This window comes from Actinotignum saccati, assembly GCF_051265055.1.
In the GTDB taxonomy this organism is placed as follows: Bacteria; Actinomycetota; Actinomycetes; order Actinomycetales; family Actinomycetaceae; genus Actinotignum.
In genome coordinates this window covers 35,834-56,303 of the sequence record NZ_JBOZCC010000004.1, presented here as the reverse complement: position 1 = coordinate 56,303, position 20,470 = coordinate 35,834, and the positions used below count along the sequence as shown (strand labels likewise).

17 protein-coding genes are annotated in these 20,470 nt (G+C 61.9%); 8 read left to right on the top strand and 9 right to left on the bottom strand.

Annotated features, from left to right (window positions below; genetic code table 11):
* The first annotated feature begins 15 nt into the window (after window positions 1-15).
* The 3 genes from glmS to guaB all read left to right on the top strand — a co-directional run bounded on the left by glmS (window position 16) and on the right by guaB (window position 6,633).
* Entirely contained in the window at window positions 16-2,052 is a 2,037-nt protein-coding gene (glmS, locus tag ACRQEC_RS04350) for a glutamine--fructose-6-phosphate transaminase (isomerizing) (protein WP_284889225.1), read from the top strand.
* 104 nt (window positions 2,053-2,156) lie between these two features.
* A complete protein-coding gene (locus ACRQEC_RS04345; protein WP_284889223.1) occupies window positions 2,157-4,847 on the top strand; it encodes a 5'-nucleotidase C-terminal domain-containing protein in 2,691 nt (896 codons plus the stop codon).
* 277 nt (window positions 4,848-5,124) lie between these two features.
* A complete protein-coding gene (gene guaB, locus ACRQEC_RS04340) occupies window positions 5,125-6,633 on the top strand; it encodes an IMP dehydrogenase (protein WP_026428247.1) in 1,509 nt (502 codons plus the stop codon).
* Window positions 6,634-6,869: 236 nt separating this feature from the next.
* Here guaB and ACRQEC_RS04335 read toward each other — a convergent pair whose 3' ends face one another.
* Complete coding sequence (locus ACRQEC_RS04335; protein WP_284889221.1) at window positions 6,870-7,556, bottom strand: exonuclease domain-containing protein; 687 nt, start codon at window positions 7,554-7,556, stop codon at window positions 6,870-6,872.
* Window positions 7,557-7,682: 126 nt separating this feature from the next.
* Here ACRQEC_RS04335 and ACRQEC_RS04330 point away from each other — a divergent pair, with 126 nt between their 5' ends.
* Complete coding sequence (locus tag ACRQEC_RS04330) at window positions 7,683-7,979, top strand: hypothetical protein (protein ID WP_284889220.1); 297 nt, start codon at window positions 7,683-7,685, stop codon at window positions 7,977-7,979.
* Between the two features lie 470 nt (window positions 7,980-8,449).
* Here ACRQEC_RS04330 and ACRQEC_RS04325 read toward each other — a convergent pair whose 3' ends face one another.
* Window positions 8,450-9,112 carry a hypothetical protein gene (locus tag ACRQEC_RS04325; RefSeq protein ID WP_284889219.1) on the bottom strand — a complete coding sequence of 221 codons (663 nt, stop codon included), beginning with the start codon at window positions 9,110-9,112 and terminating at the stop codon, window positions 8,450-8,452.
* Window positions 9,113-9,206: 94 nt separating this feature from the next.
* Window positions 9,207-9,956 (bottom strand): ABC transporter ATP-binding protein, encoded by a 750-nt coding sequence (locus ACRQEC_RS04320; protein ID WP_284889218.1) that lies wholly within the window; start codon window positions 9,954-9,956, stop codon window positions 9,207-9,209.
* Window positions 9,957-10,139: 183 nt separating this feature from the next.
* Between ACRQEC_RS04320 and ACRQEC_RS04315 the strand changes: the two genes are divergently transcribed.
* The 4 genes from ACRQEC_RS04315 to ACRQEC_RS04300 all read left to right on the top strand — a co-directional run bounded on the left by ACRQEC_RS04315 (window position 10,140) and on the right by ACRQEC_RS04300 (window position 14,309).
* Window positions 10,140-10,973 (top strand): sensor histidine kinase, encoded by an 834-nt coding sequence (locus ACRQEC_RS04315; protein WP_284889216.1) that lies wholly within the window; start codon window positions 10,140-10,142, stop codon window positions 10,971-10,973.
* Window positions 10,974-11,009: 36 nt separating this feature from the next.
* On the top strand, window positions 11,010-11,666 hold the full coding sequence (locus ACRQEC_RS04310; RefSeq protein ID WP_284889215.1) for a response regulator: 657 nt from the start codon (window positions 11,010-11,012) through the stop codon (window positions 11,664-11,666).
* A 124-nt stretch (window positions 11,667-11,790) separates the two neighbouring features.
* The gene (locus tag ACRQEC_RS04305; protein ID WP_284889213.1) at window positions 11,791-13,044 is read left to right on the top strand and encodes a lipid II:glycine glycyltransferase FemX; all 1,254 of its coding nucleotides are present in this window, start codon (window positions 11,791-11,793) and stop codon (window positions 13,042-13,044) included.
* Window positions 13,045-13,193: 149 nt separating this feature from the next.
* Window positions 13,194-14,309 (top strand): GuaB3 family IMP dehydrogenase-related protein, encoded by a 1,116-nt coding sequence (locus tag ACRQEC_RS04300; protein WP_284889211.1) that lies wholly within the window; start codon window positions 13,194-13,196, stop codon window positions 14,307-14,309.
* A gap of 61 nt (window positions 14,310-14,370) precedes the next feature.
* Here the strand turns inward: ACRQEC_RS04300 and ACRQEC_RS04295 are convergent, their stop codons facing one another.
* The 6 genes from ACRQEC_RS04295 to ACRQEC_RS04270 all read right to left on the bottom strand — a co-directional run bounded on the left by ACRQEC_RS04295 (window position 14,371) and on the right by ACRQEC_RS04270 (window position 20,382).
* Complete coding sequence (locus tag ACRQEC_RS04295) at window positions 14,371-14,802, bottom strand: GNAT family N-acetyltransferase (RefSeq protein ID WP_284889209.1); 432 nt, start codon at window positions 14,800-14,802, stop codon at window positions 14,371-14,373.
* A complete protein-coding gene (locus tag ACRQEC_RS04290) occupies window positions 14,799-16,994 on the bottom strand; it encodes an NAD(+) synthase (RefSeq protein WP_284889206.1) in 2,196 nt (731 codons plus the stop codon). The genes ACRQEC_RS04295 and ACRQEC_RS04290 overlap by 4 nt, the downstream gene beginning before the upstream one ends.
* A 4-nt stretch (window positions 16,995-16,998) precedes the next feature.
* A complete protein-coding gene (gene ald / locus ACRQEC_RS04285) occupies window positions 16,999-18,138 on the bottom strand; it encodes an alanine dehydrogenase (RefSeq protein ID WP_435729928.1) in 1,140 nt (379 codons plus the stop codon).
* Window positions 18,139-18,240: 102 nt separating this feature from the next.
* Window positions 18,241-19,140: a hypothetical protein gene (locus ACRQEC_RS04280; RefSeq protein WP_284889204.1), complete on the bottom strand. Its 900-nt coding sequence runs from the start codon at window positions 19,138-19,140 to the stop codon at window positions 18,241-18,243.
* On the bottom strand, window positions 19,133-20,017 hold the full coding sequence (locus tag ACRQEC_RS04275) for an ATP-binding cassette domain-containing protein (protein WP_284889203.1): 885 nt from the start codon (window positions 20,015-20,017) through the stop codon (window positions 19,133-19,135). Before ACRQEC_RS04275 ends, ACRQEC_RS04280 begins: the two co-directional genes overlap by 8 nt.
* Window positions 20,014-20,382, bottom strand: coding sequence for a GntR family transcriptional regulator (locus ACRQEC_RS04270; protein WP_284889201.1), 369 nt, complete (start codon window positions 20,380-20,382; stop codon window positions 20,014-20,016). Before ACRQEC_RS04270 ends, ACRQEC_RS04275 begins: the two co-directional genes overlap by 4 nt.
* Window positions 20,383-20,470: the final 88 nt, after the last annotated feature.

The following is a 20,470-nucleotide window of genomic DNA, read 5'->3' as shown; positions in this document are numbered from 1 at the left end:
AGTACTTTAACTTCCATGTGCGGAATTGTTGGGTACGCGGGCCCGCGCTCGCGAGCAGAACAGGGAAGAACGAACGGCGCTGAAACGGCAGGCACCAGCGCCCTGACCGAAGCCACCACCGGCGCCTTGACCGGCACCACGCAACGCGGATTGCAGGTGGTGCTCGAAGGCCTAGCTCGCCTGGAATACCGCGGCTATGACTCGGCCGGGGTGGCGGTGGCCGGGCCGGAGGGTTTGCGCGCGGTCAAGCGCGCCGGGCGCCTCGATAACCTGCGCCAGGCGCTGCAGGACACCCCGCTGCCGCCGGCGCAGGTGGCCATCGGTCACACTCGTTGGGCCACCCACGGTTCGCCCTCGGATACCAATGCCCACCCTCATGTTTCTTTTGATGGCCGAGTTGCTATCGTCCACAACGGCATTATCGAAAACTACCGCGAACTCGCGGAGGGCCTTGCGGCCGCGGGAATTACGCCCATCTCCGATACCGATTCGGAAATCGCGGCGCATATCCTCGCCCAGCAGCTCGCCGCGGTTGATGCGGTTGATGCGAGCGTTGCGGAGTCTGGTTCCGACGACGCCGCCACCGGCACCGCAGCCAGCACCGCCACCACCGCGGAGCCCGGCTCCGGCTCCGCCCTTTTCCGCGCCATGCTCGCCACCGCGAATATTATCGACGGCTCCTTCACGCTCGTCGCGATTGACCGCGATCACCCCGATACCGTGGTGGCGGCCCGGCGGAACTCCCCGCTGGTCATAGGCCTGGGTGAGGGGGAGAACTACCTGGGTAGCGACGTGGCCGCTTTCATCTCCGAAACCCAGCGCGCCCTGGAGGTCCCGCAGGATACCGTGGTGGAAATCAGCGCGGATACCGTGCGGCTCCTCGGCTTCGACGGTTCGCCGCGCGCGGGCAAGGAATTCACGGTGGATTGGGACGCTTCGGCAGCTGTCAAAGGCGGATACGCCACCTTTATGGACAAAGAGATCCACGAGCAGCCGCGCGCCGTCGCCGATACCCTGCGCGGGCGCGTGGTCAATGACTCTCTCCAACTCGACGAAATGCGCATCAGCGAAGCGGTGCTGCGCACCATCGATAAAATTATCGTGATCGCCGCCGGCACCGCGTCCTACGCCGGGCAGGTCGCGCGTTACGCCATCGAGCATTGGTGCCGCATCCCGGTGGAGGTGGAACTCGCCTCCGAATTCCGCTACCGCGACCCGGTGGTGGGGGAGAAGACGCTCGTCGTCGCCATTTCGCAATCCGGGGAAACGATGGACACGATTATGGCGGTGCGCCACGCGCGTGAACAGGGCTCGAAAGTCCTCGCCATTGTCAATACCTACGGCTCGACCATCGCACGCGAATCCGACGCGGTGCTCTACACCCACGCCGGCCCCGAAATCGCGGTGGCTTCCACGAAGGCCTTCGTGGCCCAGATCACCGCGTCCTACCTGCTCGGGCTCTACCTGGCTCAAATCCGCGGCAATAAATTCCGCGACGAAATCACCGGCTACCTCGACGAACTCGAAAAAATGCCGGCGCGCATGGAAAAAATGCTCGCCCAAGAACCGCAAATCCGCGCCCTGGCCCGCGAACTCAAGGGCGAAAACTCGGTGCTTTTCCTCGGCCGGCACGTCGGTTTCCCCATCGCCCTGGAAGGCGCCCTCAAACTCAAAGAAATCGCCTACGTGCACGCCGAAGGTTTCGCCGCCGGGGAACTCAAACACGGTCCCATCGCGCTCGTGACCGAGAACCTGCCAATTTTCGTGATCGTCCCGACCCCGCGCCGCCCCGAGCTGCACGCGAAAACGCTGTCGAATCTGCAAGAGGTCCGTTCGCGCGGGGCACGCACCATTGTGGTTGCGGAGGAGGGCGACGACGCCGTTCGCGATTTCGCCACCTCGGTATTCTGGGCACCCCGCGGCACGCCCACCCTCATGATGCCGCTCGTCACCGTGATCCCCTTGCAGATTTTCGCTTCGGAGATGGCGGCGGTGCGCGGCTACGACGTTGATAAACCGCGCAACCTGGCTAAATCCGTGACAGTCGAATAATCGCGCCACCCCGCGCTCACTTTCCAGTCACGTTCAATTAGCCGGGTGTTTACCCGGGCTTCCTATGGTGACGGTGTCCTATTTCCCTCGGATGAAGGAACACCATGACCATATTTTCCCTGCGGCGCATGACCGCTTTCGGTGCGGTTGCGGTGCTGGGCGCGGGCGTGCTCACCACGCCGGCCCAGGCCGCGCCAGCCGACCACGTCACTATCGATATCGCGGCGATCTCCGATTTCCACGGCCATATCGAGAATGCGGCTGCCCTCGATTACCAGATTGATGAGCTGCGCAAGGCCAATCCGAATACCATTTTCGTGGGGAACGGGGATCTGGTGGGCGGCTCGGCTTACGTATCCTCCATCGCGAACGACCAGCCCACCCTCGATATTCTCAACGCCATGCAGCTCGACCTCTCCGGGGCGGGCAATCACGAATTCGACCAGGGCGTCAAGGATTTCGAGAACCGCATCGTGCCGGCCTCCGAATTCCCGTGGACCCTGGCGAGCGTGGGCGGGATCGATACCGAAAAGATCACCCCCTACGCCTTAAAAACCGTGGGCGGGGTACGGGTGGCTTTCGTTTCCGGCGTGACCGACGAGCTCAATACCCTGGTGTCTCCCACCGCGATTACCGGCCTGGATATTAAGGATCCCGTCAAGGCCGTGGATGCGCAGGCTGCCCTGCTCAAGGATGGGGACGAAAGCAACGGCGAGGCGGATATCGTCGTCGCCCTCATGCACGCCAATAATGCGGTAGCGGCAACGCTCGGAAGCGATGTGGACGCCGTCGTCGCAGGTCATACGCACCTCACCGTGGATAGCGTGACCACGCCTTCGGGCGCACCGGTTCTGGAAGTGGGCGAATACGGGCGCACGTACGGCCGTTACACTTTTGTGTACGACGCCGCAGCTAAGAAGCTCGTGAGCGCTACCGCCGCCAACGTTGCTATTGACTACAAGAATGCCCAGGCCCCCAAGTCCGCCGATATTGAGGCGATGTACCAGGCTGCCGAAACGAAGGCGAAGGAACTGGGTGCTCAGCAGATCGGGACCATTAAGGGAATCGCGAATCGCGGCACCAATAACGGCACCGATACCGGGGCGAATCGCGGAACCGAATCCTCGGCCGGCAATATGATCGCCGAAGCGTTCTACCAGTACTCCCAGGGCATGGAAAAGAAGGCCGATTTCGGGATTATTAACCCGGGCGGTATTCGCGCGGATCTGGACCCCAACGGGGACGGCATCGTCACTCTGGAAGAGTCCTACACCGTGCAGCCTTTCGGGAATTCATACGCCACCGTGGACCTGACCGAAGCGCAGATCTACACCATGCTCGAACAGCAGTGGAATGACAAGGAAGGCGCCTCGCGGCCGATGCTGCGCCTCGGGCTTTCCTACAATATGCATTACGTTTTCGACGCCGCCGCGGATGCCACCCCGGGCCAGCGCGTCAAGGCCGTGTACATCAACGGTGAGAAACTGGATCGGGCGGGGCAGAAGGTCTATACCGTGGCCTCCAACCAGTTCATCCTGGCCGGTGGTGACGGTTTCACGGTGCTCGGCGAGGGTAGCAATTACGCCGATACCGGGCTGATCGATAACGATGTATTCAACGCTTTCCTCAAGGCCAACCCCGGCTACCAGGTGCGTTATAACCAGACCTCGGTGGGTATCACCGGGGAAGATGCTCTCAAGGCCGGGGAAAGCGCGGAGCTGAGCTTCTCCTCGCTGGCTCACACCTCCACCGAGCCCAAGGGTGAGAAAGTCACCGTGTACCTCAACGGGGTGGAAGTGGGCAGCGGCGCGCTGGATACCACCGTGACGCCCTCGCTGGATAACACCGGCCGTGCCACCGTAAAGGTTACGGTGCCTGCCGATGCCCCCGCGGATTCCGTGCTGCGGGTGGTGGCCGGGCCCACCGATCTGTCCTTCCAGGTGGCCGTTGCTCCCGCCGCGGTGACGCCGGATCCGGGCGCGGGCGAGGAGCCGGGCAAGCCGGAGCCGACGGAACCGGGCAAGCCGGAACCGGGGCAACCGGGCAAACCGGAACCCACGGAGCCCGGAACCCCGAACCCCACCCCGGAACAACCCGCGAAGCCGGGCACTCCGGCGGGTAACCGCTTCATCGCCACCAATACCTGGAACTCGGGTGCTGGCAGCATTGATGCCGGCTACGGGCGCGCTGGCGAAAGCTTCATTTACGGGGATTGGGATGGCGACGGCGTGGATAGCCTCGGCGTCGTGCGCGGTAACCAGTTCCTCCTGACCAACGGCTTTGCCGGGAATGCCACCGAGGTCTTTGCTTTCGGGAAGGCCGGTGACCGGGTGCTCGTCGGCGACTGGAACGGGGACGGTAAGGACACCGTGGCCGTGGTGCGCGGAAACACCATTTACGCGGTGGATTCCCTGCGCGGCGGCGCGGCGGACCACGTCTTCACCTTCGGGCGCCACGGGGATACCTACCTGGCCGGCGATTTCAACGGCGATGGCCGTGACGAAGTAGCGGTCCAGCGCGGCAATACCTTCTTCGTGCAGGACTCCCTGGGCGGGGCTGCCGGTGCCACCTTCTCCTTCGGCCGTGCTTCGGATATCGCCCTCGCCGGTGATACCGATGGGGACGGGAAGGACACCATCGTGGTGGTCCGCGGTAACGCCTACTACGTTGCCGGCTCCTTGAGCTCCGGGCCGGCCAGCGCGGTGTACTCCTTCGGGAAGCACACCGATACGCACCTCCTGGGTGACTGGAATGGCGACGGCGTCGATACCCCGGCCGTCCACCGGGTCCGCTAAGGATTCTGCGGAGGGTTCGCTAAGGAACTCCGCCGCGGTGCTGCTGGGCATTTCTTGCCGGTAGTGCTGTTGTGCATCGCTAGCCCGCATGCTGCCGTGCTCATGAGTGAGCCGCGCGGCGTGCGGGCTAGTTGCGCACGGGTGACTTGCTAATCACGGGCCTGTGAGCTGGGCTTGTGTATATGTGCCTGCCGGTTGGGTATGCGCGCGCGAGCTGTGTTGATTTTCGCGTGCCGGCCACATTGGAGTTATCAGCTTGGCGCGATAACATGGGAAAATGGATTTCGTGAACGATTTTGCTCCTCTTGCTCTAACCTATGACGATGTGTTGCTTGTTCCGCAACCAACTGATGTTATTCCTTCCGAAGTCGATACCTCTTCCCACCTGACCCGCAATATTGTGCTGAAAACCCCCATGGCTTCCGCGGCCATGGATACGGTCACGGAGCGCGATATGGCTGTTGCGATGGCACGCCAGGGCGGTATTGGGATTATTCACCGCAATCTCTCCCCGGAAGATCAGGCCCAGCAGGTTCGCGAGGTCAAACGTTCCGAATCCGGTATGATCACCGACCCGGTGACCGTCGCCCCGAATGCCACGATCGCCCAGCTCGATGCCCTGTGCGGGCAGTATCGGGTCTCTGGCCTTCCCGTTGTGGATGAGCAGAAGCACCTGCTCGGCATTATTACCAACCGTGATTTGCGTTTCGTTCCGGAAGATGAGTACGCCACCACCCGGGTTGAGGATGTTATGACCCGCATGCCGCTGGTGACCGCGCCCACGGGCGTGTCCCGCGCGGATGCCCGGGCACTCCTCAAGAGCCACCGAATCGAAAAACTGCCCCTTATTGATGAAGATGGGCGCCTCACCGGCCTTATCACTGTCAAGGATTTCGTCAAAACCCAGCAGTACCCCAATGCTTCCAAGGATTCCCAGGGCCGCCTCCTCGTGGGTGCGGGCGTTGGGTACTTGACCGACTCCTGGGAGCGGGCCGGGATGCTTGCTGATGCCGGTGTGGACGTGCTCGTGATTGACTCCGCGAACGGGGAAGCGAAGCTCGCCCTCGATATGATTCGCCGCCTGCGTGCCGATTCCGGTTTTGACGGCGTGGAAATCATTGGCGGCAATATCGCCACCCGCTCCGGCGCCCAGGCACTCATCGATGCCGGGGTGGACGCGGTCAAGGTCGGGGTGGGCCCCGGGTCCATCTGCACCACCCGCGTGGTGGCCGGCGTTGGCGTACCGCAGGTAACCGCTATCGTGGATGCGGCGCGCGCCTGCAAGCCGGCCGGTATCCCGCTGATCGCGGACGGCGGCCTGCACTGGTCCGGTGATATCGGCAAGGCCATCGTGGCCGGTGCCGATACCGTGATGCTCGGTTCACTCCTGGCTGGCTGCGTGGAAACCCCCGGCGAAGTCATTTTCGTGAACGGCAAGCAGTACAAGCACTTCCGCGGAATGGGCTCCCTGGGCGCGATGAGCTCGCGCGGCAAGAAGTCCTACTCCAAGGACCGCTACTTCCAGGCCGATGTCACCTCCGATGCCAAGCTCATTCCGGAAGGCATCGAAGGCCAGATTCCCTTCCGCGGCCCGCTGGCCTCCGTGCTCTACGAACTGGTGGGCGGCCTGGGCCAGACCATGTTCTACTCGGGTGCCTCCACCATCGCCGAGCTCAAGGAAAAGGGCCGCATGGTCCGCATGACCGGCGCCGGCCTCAAGGAATCGCATCCCCACGACGTGGAAATGACCGTGGAAGCCCCGAATTACTCCGGGCTCAAGTCCTAAATATTCCTATTCATAACCTCCTTTAGCTCGCTGCCGTGAGCGGTAGGGCCGGGGTGGTGGCGAGGGCCGGGAACGTAAGAGTGCGTTCCCGGCCTTTCGTATGTACCGCAAAGTACGACGCCGCAGCCCGGCTCCCGCGTGGCCGAGTTGATGCGCGTAGCACGATCATGAGCGGCTGGACTATGCGGGCTCCGGCTGGGTTCGCCCAGCCGGACCAGCAACGCGACCAGTGAGCACTATGCGCGCGGAACGGGCCAGCCTTCCTTGGGACCATCCGAGCGGCCTACTTTGCGCAAAAACTCTTGGAATTCGCGTTCTGCTGCGATCTGAATATCCACGATTTCCCGCAGTTCCTTTTCCCGCAGCTGGGGGAATCTCTCCAACATGGCCCCGAGTACCCGCAGCGTGGCCACCACATCGGCTTCCGCATTGTGGAAAGAATCATCCTGGAATACCCCGTAGTGCATAACGAGGTTTTCCAAGCGCCGCTTCCCCTTCCGGTAGCGATCCACCCCGCGATCCAATAGATAGGGATCAATAACCGGGAAAATCTCACCACCCAAACGCTGGCTGAGGGTGGGCATCCCGTGGCGGGCCAGCTCACTTTCGAGCAGGGTGAAATCATAAGAGGCATTAAAAGCCACCACCGGCTGGCCCGCCGCGAGTTGCGCACCCAAAATATCCGCGATCTCACCGAGCACTTCCGCGATGGGGCGGCCCTCCGTGCGGGCCTGCTCCGTAGTAATGCCATGCACCTGGCTGGCCGCTTCCGGAATATCCACCCCGGGATCCGCCAGCCAATACCGCCGCGAGGTTCCCTCACTATCCACCCGCACGAGCGAACAAGTGACGAGGCGATCACGCCGGGGATCCACCCCGGTTGTTTCTGTATCAAAGCCGATAAGCGGCAGCGTGGTCCACACGGTTCCCATCCTTTCCGCGGCCCGCGCCGCGCTTCTGTGCTGGTGCTTCGTAGTCTAATCCGCCCCTACGACACAAAAACGTACCTGTTTCTATCTGCGGCTACGTCCGCGGCGTAAGGGTATCCAATGTTTCAACGCGGCGACACCGATGAGCAGCAAGCTGGAGAAGAGCAGTACGAGAAGCCCGGTTCCGGGTGGAAGCATATTCCCGGAATCGTCACCCTTGAGGATACTGATACCGGCAATTCCGGGAAGGTACTTTCCTACCTCGGGAAGGAGGGTCTGGACAAGAGGAGCGATAATCGCCACAATCGTGAGCAGAACGGCCACGCTGGAATATCGGGATCGGAAAATAAGGCAGATACTCACGCAGAATATGCACAGGGTGGCAAGATACACGAGTACCGCACCTACCGAAGGTAGCGAGGCTAACAACAGCTCGCGATACTCTGCGGCACTTAGAGTTGAGGCATCTATACCGCGCGGTGCCAGAAATCTGTACATCACCACGGCGCCAATGGCCTGACCCAATCCCCACAAACACACAGTCACGCCACTGCATATGGCTCGGGCGAGCAGGGTCAGTGGTGTGGCGGGGAGAACCAAGGTAGTGATATCGCGGTAACGCGGTTGATCATCGAAATTTAGCAACACGCACGGTAGGACAGCCGCAATGGGCTGCGCAAAAACAATGCTGACCGCGATAGCGGTAGATAAACCTGCACAACCAGCGGGAAGTTCGCCGGCGCGGGGGAGTAGTTGCAGGGCGGTCATCATGTTCCCGGCAACGACACACAGCCCGAGAACGACACCGATTCGTACCTGCGAAGCCACCTGAATGAGCGCACCGCGCAGGTGCCAGATCGCCCTATCGCGGGCACGCAAAGAGCTAATCATGCCGCGGCCTTACGGCGTTCGGACCAGAAAAACCCGAGTGTAATGACAATCATCCACGCGAGCAGAACGAAGATATTTGTGCTCCAATGCGCGGCTACATCCGCAGCAAGTTCTGGTGACATAGCCGAATTGGTGAGCATATCACCCTGCAAAATCAGGCCGTAAGCGGCCAGGTCCGGACTCCAACGGGCGAGGGGCGTTACCCGAGATAAAAGGAACGACAGTGGAACAACTGACTGATTGAGCAGGAGGAAGAGAAGAGGGATCGTCCCGGATTGGAATACCGAGGTGAGGAAGGAGGCTAACCAGCACAGTACACTCCAGTAGATGAGGAGACCACATAACGCTTGTACATTGAAGCTGCTCCACTGGAAGGCACCCACGCCAAAGCCGACAAACAGGGCAAGGCTGAGGTACATGACGACAAAGAAGAAACCTACCAGTAGATGAGCAGCCGCCCAGGCGAAACGACGTGGCACCGCTACCGCGATGAGAGTTCGGGTGGAAGCGTGGTGGGGCTCCAGGGGAACCAAGTTTTCGGAGATGGATCCCACCCCGGAAATAATGGGGGCAAGGGAGAGCATAAGGAGCGCCTGCAAGAATAGAGAATAATCGGCGTGCCAGAGTTTCCCGTCGCTGTACTGTACGAATAAGAACAATGCTGCAGGCAGGAAACATGCCAAAAATGCGATTCGGACAGATCGTGAGGTCCACCAGAGTACCCATTGTGCGCGCACTAACCGCGAAAATGACCTAAGCATCTGTGTCTCCTTCGTGGTTCGCGGCTCCGGTAGCTTTTTCGGTTGTATTCGGGTGGGACGGCCATCGGCCGAATGGCAGGTTGCCGTGAGCCAACGTGGCTGCGCCGTCGTACACCACGCTGCCCTGTTCCAGGACCACCAGACGATCACAGGTATCGGCAAGGAAATCCAACAGATGACTGGAGAGCACAACCGTTTTTCCCTCACGCCGCCACATTACAATCAGCTGCGCCAGTAACTCGATTCCTTGCGGGTCAAGACCATTGGAAGGTTCGTCTAGTAGCAGCACAGGAGGGTCGCCGAGAAGCGCGGCCGCTAAACCGAGACGTTGATTCATGCCCAGAGAGAGCTTTCCGGCTTTTCGAGTGGCCACGTGATCCAAACCAACCGTATGCAGTACCTCGTCAATGCGCTGGCTCGCGAAGTGATGGGTCGCTGCGATCCATGCCAGATGCTGGCGCACAGTACGCGAGCGAGTTGCCCCCGAACCACCCAGGAGGGTTCCCACGTAGCGAAGCGGGTAGTCCAGTCGTCGGTAGGGATGCCCAAAGATGAGAGCTTGTCCATGGGTGGGTGGTTCCAGGCCAACTAAGAGACGTATGAGTGTGGATTTTCCGCAACCGTTATGGCCAGCTAAACCCACGATCTGGCCGGGAGGGAAACTCAGCGTTAGATTATGGAGCGCACTTTGACCACGATAAATTTTGGATAAATCCTTGGTTTCTATGGGAAGTGTTGTCATGCTTCTATGCTGGCGACTCATCATGCGGAACACATCGGCCTCGTGTTCGATACTCGCGGCCCTAGCTCAGCCTGGGTTCCGAGGGAAAAATCAGCCCGCGGGCCGATGGAATGGGAGCGCTGCACGGGTAGCATATGCGCTATGTGCGCTACCACCTCTCCATCGCGTCCCGCGTCCATTCGCGTGACCGCCGGTCACACGGCGCAGAAGAAGGAAAACCGCTGGGGAGTGCTGGGCAGGGCGGTGCTACCACTGCTTGTTCTGGGACTTATGGTCTTTGTGGCAGTCCCGGAAAAATACGAAATCTGGTGGCGTCTAGCGATATTTGCGCTCTGCGGGGCGCTGCTGGGGTGGTGGTATTGGCAGTGGCTTGTGCAAAGAAAACGCAATAGTGAGTTACAAGCACAGGCGGAAACTGAAAAAATCCTATCGGGAGATCGCTTAGCCCTCGCCGCGGAGCTGCACGATATAGTTTCCGACGGCTTGGGATTACAGCACTTGCGACTCACCCGGGCTCTCGAAGAAGTGACTGATCCGGTAGCACTGGCAGCGTTGAGCGATATTCGGGACTCTAATAAACAAACTATCGCTCAGATGCGTACTGTTCTTGACCGATTGCAGGGCCGCGATATTAGCCCTCCCGGGATGCCGGATCTAGAACAAATTTTTGCGGCAGCGCAACGGCACGGTATGGAACTCAGGGGCACTGCCGAAGTACTCGCAACTATCCAAAGGCTAAATCCGCAACTGCGCAAGCTCTTCATCGCAACCTGCAGGGAAGGACTAGCGAATACCGCCCGCCATGCCGGACCCACCACCGTCACCTTCCAGATTGAAGAAAAAGGCACAGGCGTGAGCCTCGAACTAGTAGATCAGGGACCGGCACCGGACTGGCAGCCCATCATGGGCTCCGGTATTGGCTTGGATCACCTTCGGCAACGCGCCGCCGAATGCGGCTATGTCGTGGGCGCCGGGCCAGTGGGCGCCGGGTGGAAACTATGCATGTACCCCGAGTGAGAACGGTAATACCCGGTATGTATGAGGAGGTAGCACATGATGATTCGGATTGCGATTGCAGATGATCAGGGACTACTTCGGGAAAGTCTCGCGGTTCTCCTCGAGCAGCAGGAGGACTTTCGCGTGGTGGGCAGCGCCGGAGACGGCGTGGAAGCCTGTCGTATGGTGCGTGAGACGGATATTGACGTTCTGCTGCTGGATATTCGCATGCCTCTGATGGACGGACTGGACGTACTCAAGGAGCTGAAACGGAATGGCTTCCCTGGGCGCATTGTCATGCTGACCATGTATCAGGATGACCTGTATCTGCGAAAGGCCTTGAGCCTGGGCGCTGACGGGTACCTTCTCAAAGATAGCGAATCCGAGACGATTATCTCGACAATCCGCCAGGTATCGGTGGGAAACAGAGTGCTCGACCGCCAGGTTCTGGACCACGTAGTACAGGGTTACCTCCACGAAAGGGGCCGGTCACCTGGTGAGGTACCTGAATTACAGAATTTGACCGCACGGGAACTAGAAGTCTTGACCCTCATCGGTAGCGGTTTAACTAACCTAGAAATTCGGGGGCAACTCTGTATTTCGGAAGGTACTCTCAAAAGCCACATCAACGCAATACTGCGCAAGACGGGCGCTCGCGACCGCTCGGCGGCCATCGTCCTGGCCTTCCGAGCCGGATTGGTGACATTTAGCTAAGACGGATTATTCGCACCGAACTGAGGAAGCTTTCCGCCCCGCATTTCCAGGGCTGTTTCAGCTTAAGTTACTCTAATAGGCAGGTGGCGAATCAGCTCTGAGCTGCCCGGCAGGAAGGAACACAATGCAGTTCGCGGTGTTATCCGAGAATGACTATAACGACTACATGACCACGCAACGGTGTTTCATTTCCCAAACGGTGAGCTACGGGCGAGTCCGGGCAGCCGAAGGCTACCGGGTGGAATACGTGGGCGTGCGTGATGCCGCCGGCGCGATTTGCGGGGCCGGCCTCGTCATGTACCAGCCCTGGAAGAAGATCTTCGCCCGGGCTTCCCTCGCCTACGGGCCCACCCTGGATTGGAGCCGCAGCGAGGTTGTTTCCGCTTTCTTCAGCGGGCTCAACCGGCATTTCGCTTCCCAGCCGCGCCTGCTCACCGCCCGGATTAACCCGATTCTGGCGCGGCGCTGGTACACGGATATTACGCCGCTCAAGGACAATCCGGTGGCCGGCGCGGTGTCCGAGGCCCTGGAACGCGATGGTTGGCGCCACCTTCCTTATGAATTCGGGGAGCGCGCCGATATCCAGCTGCGTTGGATTTACACCAAGACGATCTCCGGGATGAACTTCGAAGAAGCCAAAGCAACTCTTGCCAAGGGGCTGCGTCGTCGTTTCAATAACGAAAACCGCTACGGGGTGCAGACCCGTTTCCTCGGGCCCGAAGATTTCGATGTATTCGTGCAGCTCTACGCGAGCACCCGGGATCGCACCGACGGCATGCCCGCGCTTTCGGCTTCCGCGGTGCGTTTCTACCGCGATCTCATGGCGGACATGGGTCCCGAACGCGCGCTGCTCGCGGTGGCCTATGTGTCCCCGCGCCGCTACCTCGACCAGATCGCGGCCGAACGCGCGGAAGTACACGAGCGGATCGAGGTACTACGCGGGCGTAAAGAAACGAAAGCGCGGGAGCGCGAACTTGAGCAGGCAGCCCAGCGCCTGGAGGTGCTCGACGGCCAGGAAGAGATGGCACGCGAAACTCTGGCCGAGCGCGGCGACGCGGAGATTCCCTTCAACGCGGCGCTCGGATTCCGGGTCGGTTCCGAACTGATTTTGCTGCTCGGCGGGATGGATAAAACGCTATCCGCCTACGCGCGGGATTATCCGGTTGAGCGCGCCATGTTCAAATACGCCTGCGATGAGGGCCTGGATACCTACAATACGTTCGGGATTTCCGGGGACTTTTCCGAGGACGCGGCCGATGCCAATATTCTCGCTTTCAAGCGCTGGCTCAACGGGCAGGTGGAAGAATTTGTGGGCACCTACGAAAAGACGTTCGCGCCGCGTTTCCTCGCCCGCGCGCTGGGTGCGGAAACGCGGTAGCGGCGTAACGCGGTAAGTGCGTGATGCGGTGGAGTGCAACGCAGGAGCCGGGTGAATCGGGGCTGCGGCCCCGCGCTTCGCTGTCTTAACCGCGCGGATGTGCACCGCGGCCCGGCCGCTCGCCTTTCTTTGCCGGTAAAGTGGAGGGCGTGAGCGAAATCGAGATTGGGCGCGGCAAACGCGCGCGGATGACCTATACCCTGGACGACGTCGCCATCGTGCCCACCCGGCGCACCCGGGACGTTCGCGAAGTCTCCACTGCCTGGCAGCTGGACGCCTACCACCTCGATATTCCGGTGCTCAGCGCCCCCATGGATTCGGTGGCTTCCCCGGATATGATGATCCGCCTGGGGCGGGCCGGGGGATTGGGCGTGGCGGACCTTGAGGGCCTGTGGACCCGCTACGAGGATCCCACCCCGCTGTACGAAGAAATTGCCGCGCTGCCGCCCGAATCCGCTACCGCGCGCCTCCAGCAGATCTACGCCGAGCGCTCCATCGATACCGGCTTGGTGCGCTACCGGGTGGCGCAACTGCGGGCCGCCGGGATCACCGTAGCCGGGGCCTGTTCGCCGGGCCACGCCAAAGAAATTGTGCCGCCTGCCGCCGATGCCGGCCTGGACCTCCTGGTCATCCGCGGCACCACGGTGAGCGCCGAGCATGTGTCCACCACCCGCGAACCGCTCAACCTGCGCGGCCTTATTTACGATCTTGATATTCCGGTGCTGGTGGGTGGCGCGGTCACCTACCAGAGCGCGCTGCACCTCATGCGTACCGGCGCGGCCGGGGTGCTGGCCGGTTACGGGGGAGGGGCCGCTTCTGCGACGTTACGTACCGTGGGGATCGCTGCCCCGATGGCGACGACGATAGCCGATATCGCGGCCGCCCGCCGGGACTACCTCGATGAATCGGGCGGGCGCTACGTCCATGTGATCGCGGACGGCTCGGTGGGCAGCTCCGGGGATCTCATTAAAGCCCTGGCCTGCGGGGCGGACGGCGTGATGCTCGGAACTATCCTGGCGCGGGCCAGCGAAGCACCCGGGCGCGGCTGGCACTGGGGTCCGGAAGCCCGCCACCCGCGCCTCCCGCGCGGGGAACGTGTCTATGTGGGAACCGCCGGCACGCTGGAAGAAATCCTGGTGGGGCCCACCTCGAGCGCCCGCGGGCATACCAATATTATGGGGGCACTGCGCCACGCCATGGCCGCTAATGGCTACTCAGATTGCAAGGAATTCCAGCGCGCCCAGCTGGTGGTCACCCGGCGCTAGGCGCGCTTCTCGCAGCAATGGCGCTACTCACCACGCGGCCGCGCGCGCCTGTGCTCCGCCTTTACTGCGCGTGATACCGATACACGTTGGTATCACGCGCTTCGAAACCGCAGCGCCGGTAGAGCCGGTTGGCGGCTTCCCGGCTGGGCCGCGAAGTCAAATCCACCGATTTCACGCCGAGCTGGGCAGCGTGCGCCAGGGCGGCTTCCACGAGTTGCTGGCCGGCGCCGTGGCCGCGGGCGGCGTCGTCGACCACTACGTCTTCAATCCAGGCCCGCGTGCCGGTGGGAATCTGGAAGGTGACGAGGGTGAGCATCCCGAGGATCGGGGCACCTTCCTCCACCCGGTACACCAATTGGTACACCCCGGGCTGGGCGAGCAATTCCTCCGCAGCACCGCGCGAAAGCGGCGCGCTGCTTGAGGAGAGCTGGGGGATGAGGCGCTGGCAGGCCGCCAGGAAATCCTCGGTCACATTTTCTTGCAGGGAAATCATGCGTCCTCCGTGGGGATATCGGGGATATTCTCCAGATCGGCCAGCCACACCCGGCTGGTGGCATCGGAAGGCATACGCCAATCCCCGCGCGGGGAAAGCGAGCCACCCGAAAGGATCTTCGGGCCGTTGGGGAGAGTGGAACGTTTGAATTGCTGGGAGAAGAACCGGCGGTAGAACAGCTCCATCCACGTCTTGATCTCCGCCAGGCTATAGGCGTGGCGGGCATCCCCCTCAATGCCTTCCGGCCAGAAGCCGCGGGAAGCATCCCCCCAGGCTTCCCGGGCCAGGAAAGCAATTTTCGAGGGCAGGAAGCCGTAGCGCAAGGCGAAGTACAGGGTGAAATCCTGGAGTTCGTAGGGGCCGATTTTTTCCTGGGTGGATTGCAAGGCCCCGCCGGCATCCGCGGGAACCAGCTCCGGGGAAATCTCCGTATGGAGAATATCGATAAGAGATTGCGCCGCCGCGCCGGCTAGGAAGTCCTGGCGAGCCATCCACCGCAGCACATGCTGCATAAAGGTTTTCGGCATCCCGGCATTCACGTTGTAGTGACTCATATGGTCACCCACCCCGAAGGTGCACCACCCGAGGGCAAGCTCCGAAAGATCCCCGGTGCCCAGCACAATACCGCCGTGGAAACCGGCCAGCCGGAACAGGTAATCAGTGCGCAGCCCGGCCTGCACATTCTCAAAAGTGAGATCATAAACCGGCTCGCCAGCCGCGAAGGGATGGCCCATATCGGCCAGCATTTGCCGGGCCGCCGGGCGAATATCAATCTCCTCCAGCGGAACACCCAGGGCTTCGCATAGCGCATAGGCATTGTTCTTGGTGTGCTGGGAGGTGGCGAAACCGGGCAGAGTATAGGCAAGGATATCCGTGCGCGGGCGCTCCAGAAGATCCATGGCCCGGCAGGCCACCAGCAGGGCGTGCGTGGAATCGAGCCCGCCGGATACCCCGATAATCACCTTGGCGGAGCCGGTGGCCCGCAGCCGGGTAATGAGCGCGTACACCTGGATGGAGAAAGCTTCGAAGCAATCGCGATCCGGATTGCGTTCGCTGCCGCCCATGAAGGGGAATCGCACCACTTCGCGGTGCAGGCGCTGCTCCGCGGTACCAAGCGCGCTCATATCCGGAATGCCGGCGGTGAAATGAATGGTGCGGAAAGAATCCGTGCCCGGGTTGGTATACGCATCGCGCTCGGTGCCCTGGGTGAGCGCATTGTCATTAAAGGAGCCGTTGCGCTGGCGTTCCTGGCGGATACGATCCAAGTCAATATCACCCAGGGTGGCGCTGTGGCCGGCCGAAAAACGCTGCCCGGCCGCGATTTTCTCCCCGCATTCGTAAATGACGGTTTGGCCATCCCAGGCCAGATCCGTGGAGGATTCCCATTCGCCATTCGCCGCGTAGATATAGGCCGCCGCGCAGCGCGCCGAAGCCCCGCGGATCAGCAGATCGCGGTCATCTTCACGGCCCACCGTAACCGGGGAACCGGATAGATTGACGAGCACCTGCGCCCCGGCCAGGGCCGCGCGCGCCGAGGGCGGGATAGGAACCCACATGTCCTCACAGATCTCCACGTGGAAATCAAAACCGGGAATATCACTAGCGGAGAAAATCAGATCCGGCCCGAAGGGAACGGTATCCCGCCCCAGGGTATAGGCCCAGGCTTCTTCGGTGTGGGCGAATTCGGCCCGCTGCTCCTCGCTAAGCCCGGTGCTCCACGGCGCATCCGTGCGCACCCCGGGCAGCTCGATATCCGCATTGCGCAGCCCCGCCCCGGAAGCGAAATGCCGCTTTTCGTAAAACTCCCGGTAGTTGGGGATATAGGACTTGGGCACCACGCCCAGCACATTCCCGTGGTGGAGCACAACCGCGCAATTATAGAGGCGGTTGCGCCAGTGCAGCGGCGCCCCCACAATGAGGGCCGCGTCGAATTCCGCGCTGGCCGCCCGCACGGTTTCCAGGGCTTCCAGGGTGGCGCGCAGCAGCGCATCCTGGAGGAACAGATCCTCCGCGGAATACCCGGTGAGGCTCAGCTCCGGGAACACGGCCAGCACCGCACCCCGCGCGCTCACCACCCGGGCGGCCGCAATAATGGCCTGGGCGTTGCGCTGCGGATCGGCCACCACCACTTCCGGGGAGCAGGCGGCCACGCGCACGTAACCGTGACTGTAGATCGAGGAGAAATCGCTCATGGGTCTAGTCTGCCATTGCCTTCGACACGTAGGAATCGTCAAACTCAGATTCGGGCAGCCCCAGCGCCCCGCTCAGCGAATCAAAAACCCCGCGGTGGGTAATTTTCCCGCCGCTAATATTCACGCCGCTAGCGAAACCCCGATCCGCACTGGCGGCCGCGCGCCACCCCTGGGCGGCCAGGCGCACCACGTAGGGGAGTGTCGCCGTCGTCAAAGCTTCCGTGGAGGTGCGCGGAACCGCACCGGGCATATTCGCCACGCAATAGAAAATCTTGCCGTCCACGGTGAACGTGGGCTCATCGTGGGTGGTGGGATGGGAATCCTCGAAGCATCCGCCCTGGTCAATAGCAATATCAACAAGCACGCTGCCCGGGCGCATACCCTCCACCATCGCGGAGGTCACCAGCTTGGGGGTGGACGAACCCGGCACCAGCACCGTGCCGATCACCAAATCGGCATCCGCCACCTGCTCCTCGATGGTCTGCGCGGTGGAGGCGAGGGTGGTGAGCATCCCGGCGTGGCGCATTTCCAGCTGGGCGAGCCGCTCAATATTAATATCCAGAATCGTCACGTTCGCGCCCATGCCGGCGGCCATCACCGCGGCGGATTCCCCGGCAATGCCCGCGCCGATCACGGTGACTTTGCCTTTGCGGGTCCCGGCCACTCCGCCAACGAGAATCCCGGCCCCGCCCTGCGCGTCGAGGAGGTAATGCGAGCCCACGATGGGGGCGAGTTTCCCGGCCACCCGGCTCATGGGCGCGAGCAGCGGCAGCGCTTTCCGTTCCCGCACGGTTTCATAGGCGATGGCGGTAGTGCCGGCATCCAGGAGCGCGCGGGCCAGTTTCGGCTGGGAAGCCAGGTGCAAATAGGTGAAAAGCACCAGGTCCTCGCGCAAATACCCGTATTCTTCCGCTTCGGGTTCCTTGACTTTGAGAACCGCATCGGCGCCCCACACCTCGGCCGCGTCCGGGCAGATACGGGCCCCGGCGGCGGCGTAGGCGGCGTCGGCGCATCCGGAGGCTGCCCCGGCCCCGGCCTGCACCAGGACGGTATGCCCGGCCGCGGCCAGTTCGCGCGCACCGGCCGGGGTGAGCGCGACCCGGTATTCGTTATTCTTCAATTCTGTGGGAACGCCAATAATCATGTGCATAGTCTACGGCGCGCGTGCGCGCTGCTCCTAGGTAGGAACGACGACGGCGCTGCGGGGCGCGCCACCGCGCGCCCCGCAGCACGGTCCCGCTCCCAGTTAGAGCCGCAGCAGATGCAAGCGCCCGGTGGACCGCCGCGCCAGTGCCCAGGCGATCACCGCGCAGGTGCCGAAAATCAGAATGAAACCAATCATCGCCATAAAGGCCCTATTAGCGGTGAAGAATTCCGAGAGACCGGTGGAATCTCCGACTCGCCCAACCCAATGCGCGAAATCCGTGCCGGTGCGGGCGGCCCAGGCGTAGAAGCTTTCCCAATGGGGAATCCAGAGCCGGTAGATAAATCCGGCCAGCCCGGTGATACCAAGGAGGTAGCCCACCAGGGAGAGTCCGGCGAAGAAGGCGATGACCACGGCAGCGGCCCGCAGCACTGTGCTCAGCGACCAGCGCAGGAAGAAGGTGGTGAGGAGCACGGTAGTGAAGAAAAATGCGAGAAGGCCGGGCCACATGGGAATGAGTGTGAACCACACGCTGCCCGATTCCATCGCGTTACCGTTCGTAGCACCATCGAGAAGCCTGGAGCCATTCGAACTGGGTATAAAGGCCAGCGTGATAAGGAGGAGTACTGCGGTGACCACCAGGTATTCAGCGCTCATCCGCATGGCAGCCCGGGCCAGGGCGTTGAAGAATTGCCGCCGCGTGGTCCCTGCTTGTAGGTGAGCTCGCATGGCAATCGTGGAGAGCATAGCTACCAGAACCATTCCCACTCCCAGGCAGACCCAGGCAAGCACGATCCAGTTAAGGAAGCCATGATCAATTCCTTCAATGGCCATATGCGGGAGATTATTGGTAGCCAAGGCCAAGGCGCTCATGACGACCAGCGCGCACACCGTGAGCAACCAGAAGCTCCGGTAGAAATAGGAGAAGAGACCGCGGTATCCAATCACCCGCCGGGCTGTGAGATCAATAGCAGAATTGATGCGGCGATACAGCTTAATCATGATCGACTCCAATCTGAGTGCGGGTGGATGCTTCCGCGGTGGCTTCCTGGGTAGCTTCCCCGGTGGCAGCCGCCGCACGGGCTAACGCGCTTCCGGCCCGGGGCGCCTGCGCGCCCAGCGGTTGTGCCAGACGGGCGCGCTGGGCGGGGGAGAGCGTCGTCGTAACTAAAACATCGGTGAGGGACGCGAGGCTATCCGTGGAATGGCGCGCGCGAACCTCATCGGCGTCCCCGGCTTCCAGCAGTTTCCCGCGGTGCAGGAACACCACGGTATCCACCAGGTTCTCCACCTCCTCGAGCAGGTGGGAGGAGAGGATGATGGTGCGGGGATGCTCGGCGAAATCGCTGAGCAAAACCCGGTAGAACAGCTCGCGCATCACCGCGTCCATCCCCAGGTGCACCTCATCGAAAATGGTGATGGGGCAGCGCGATGCCAGGCCCAGAATCGCGGAAAATGTGGAGCGCTGGCCTACGGACAGCCCGTCAATTACGCGGGTGGGATCCAGCTCGAAAAGCTCGAAGAGCTCCCGGGCGAAATCCTCATCCCAGGTGGGGCGGGCCATGCGCCACAAATCCATCGTCATGGCGAGCGGCGAACCGGAAATCACCTCCACGCGGGCCGGAATATAGGCCACCCCCGGCATGACCTCCGGGTTTTCATCCACCGGATGCCCGTCAATAAAAATGCTTCCCGCGGCGCGCCCGCGGGTGCGCCGAATCGGGAGGAGCCCGGCGATGAGCATCCCGAGCGTGGATTTGCCCGAGCCGTTGCGGCCGAAAAGGCCGGTGATGGTGTCGTGGCCGATCTCCACGCTGAGATCATCGAGGGCGCGAGCCCCGCGCCGGTAGCTGAAACTCAGGTTCTCGATGCTAATCATTGGTTCTCCTCCCAATAGGTCGAGACGAGTGCGGATATTTCCGCGCGGCTGAGCCCGAGCGCCCGGCCCGCGGCGAGTGCCGGGGCGAGGGTGTCACTCAGGTAGGTGGCGCGCCCGCGTTCGCGCAGGGCTGCCTGTGCGCCCGCGGTCACGAACATGCCGATCCCGCGGCGCTTTTCCAGGATTCCTTCCTCCACGAGGAGGGAAAAAGCTTTGTTCGCGGTGGCGGGATTAATGCGGTAGGTGGCGGCGTATTCGGTGGTAGACATGACCTTTTCTCCGGGCCCGAGTTCGCCGGAGAGAATACGACGACGCAGATCCTCGGCCAGCTGCACATAGATCGGCACCGCTGAACTGAACTCCATCACGCCTTCCCTCCTTGGTTAGTTACATAACTAATGAACCACAGAACTGACTCTGCTGCAAGTGCTATGAGGTGTGACTCACATCTCG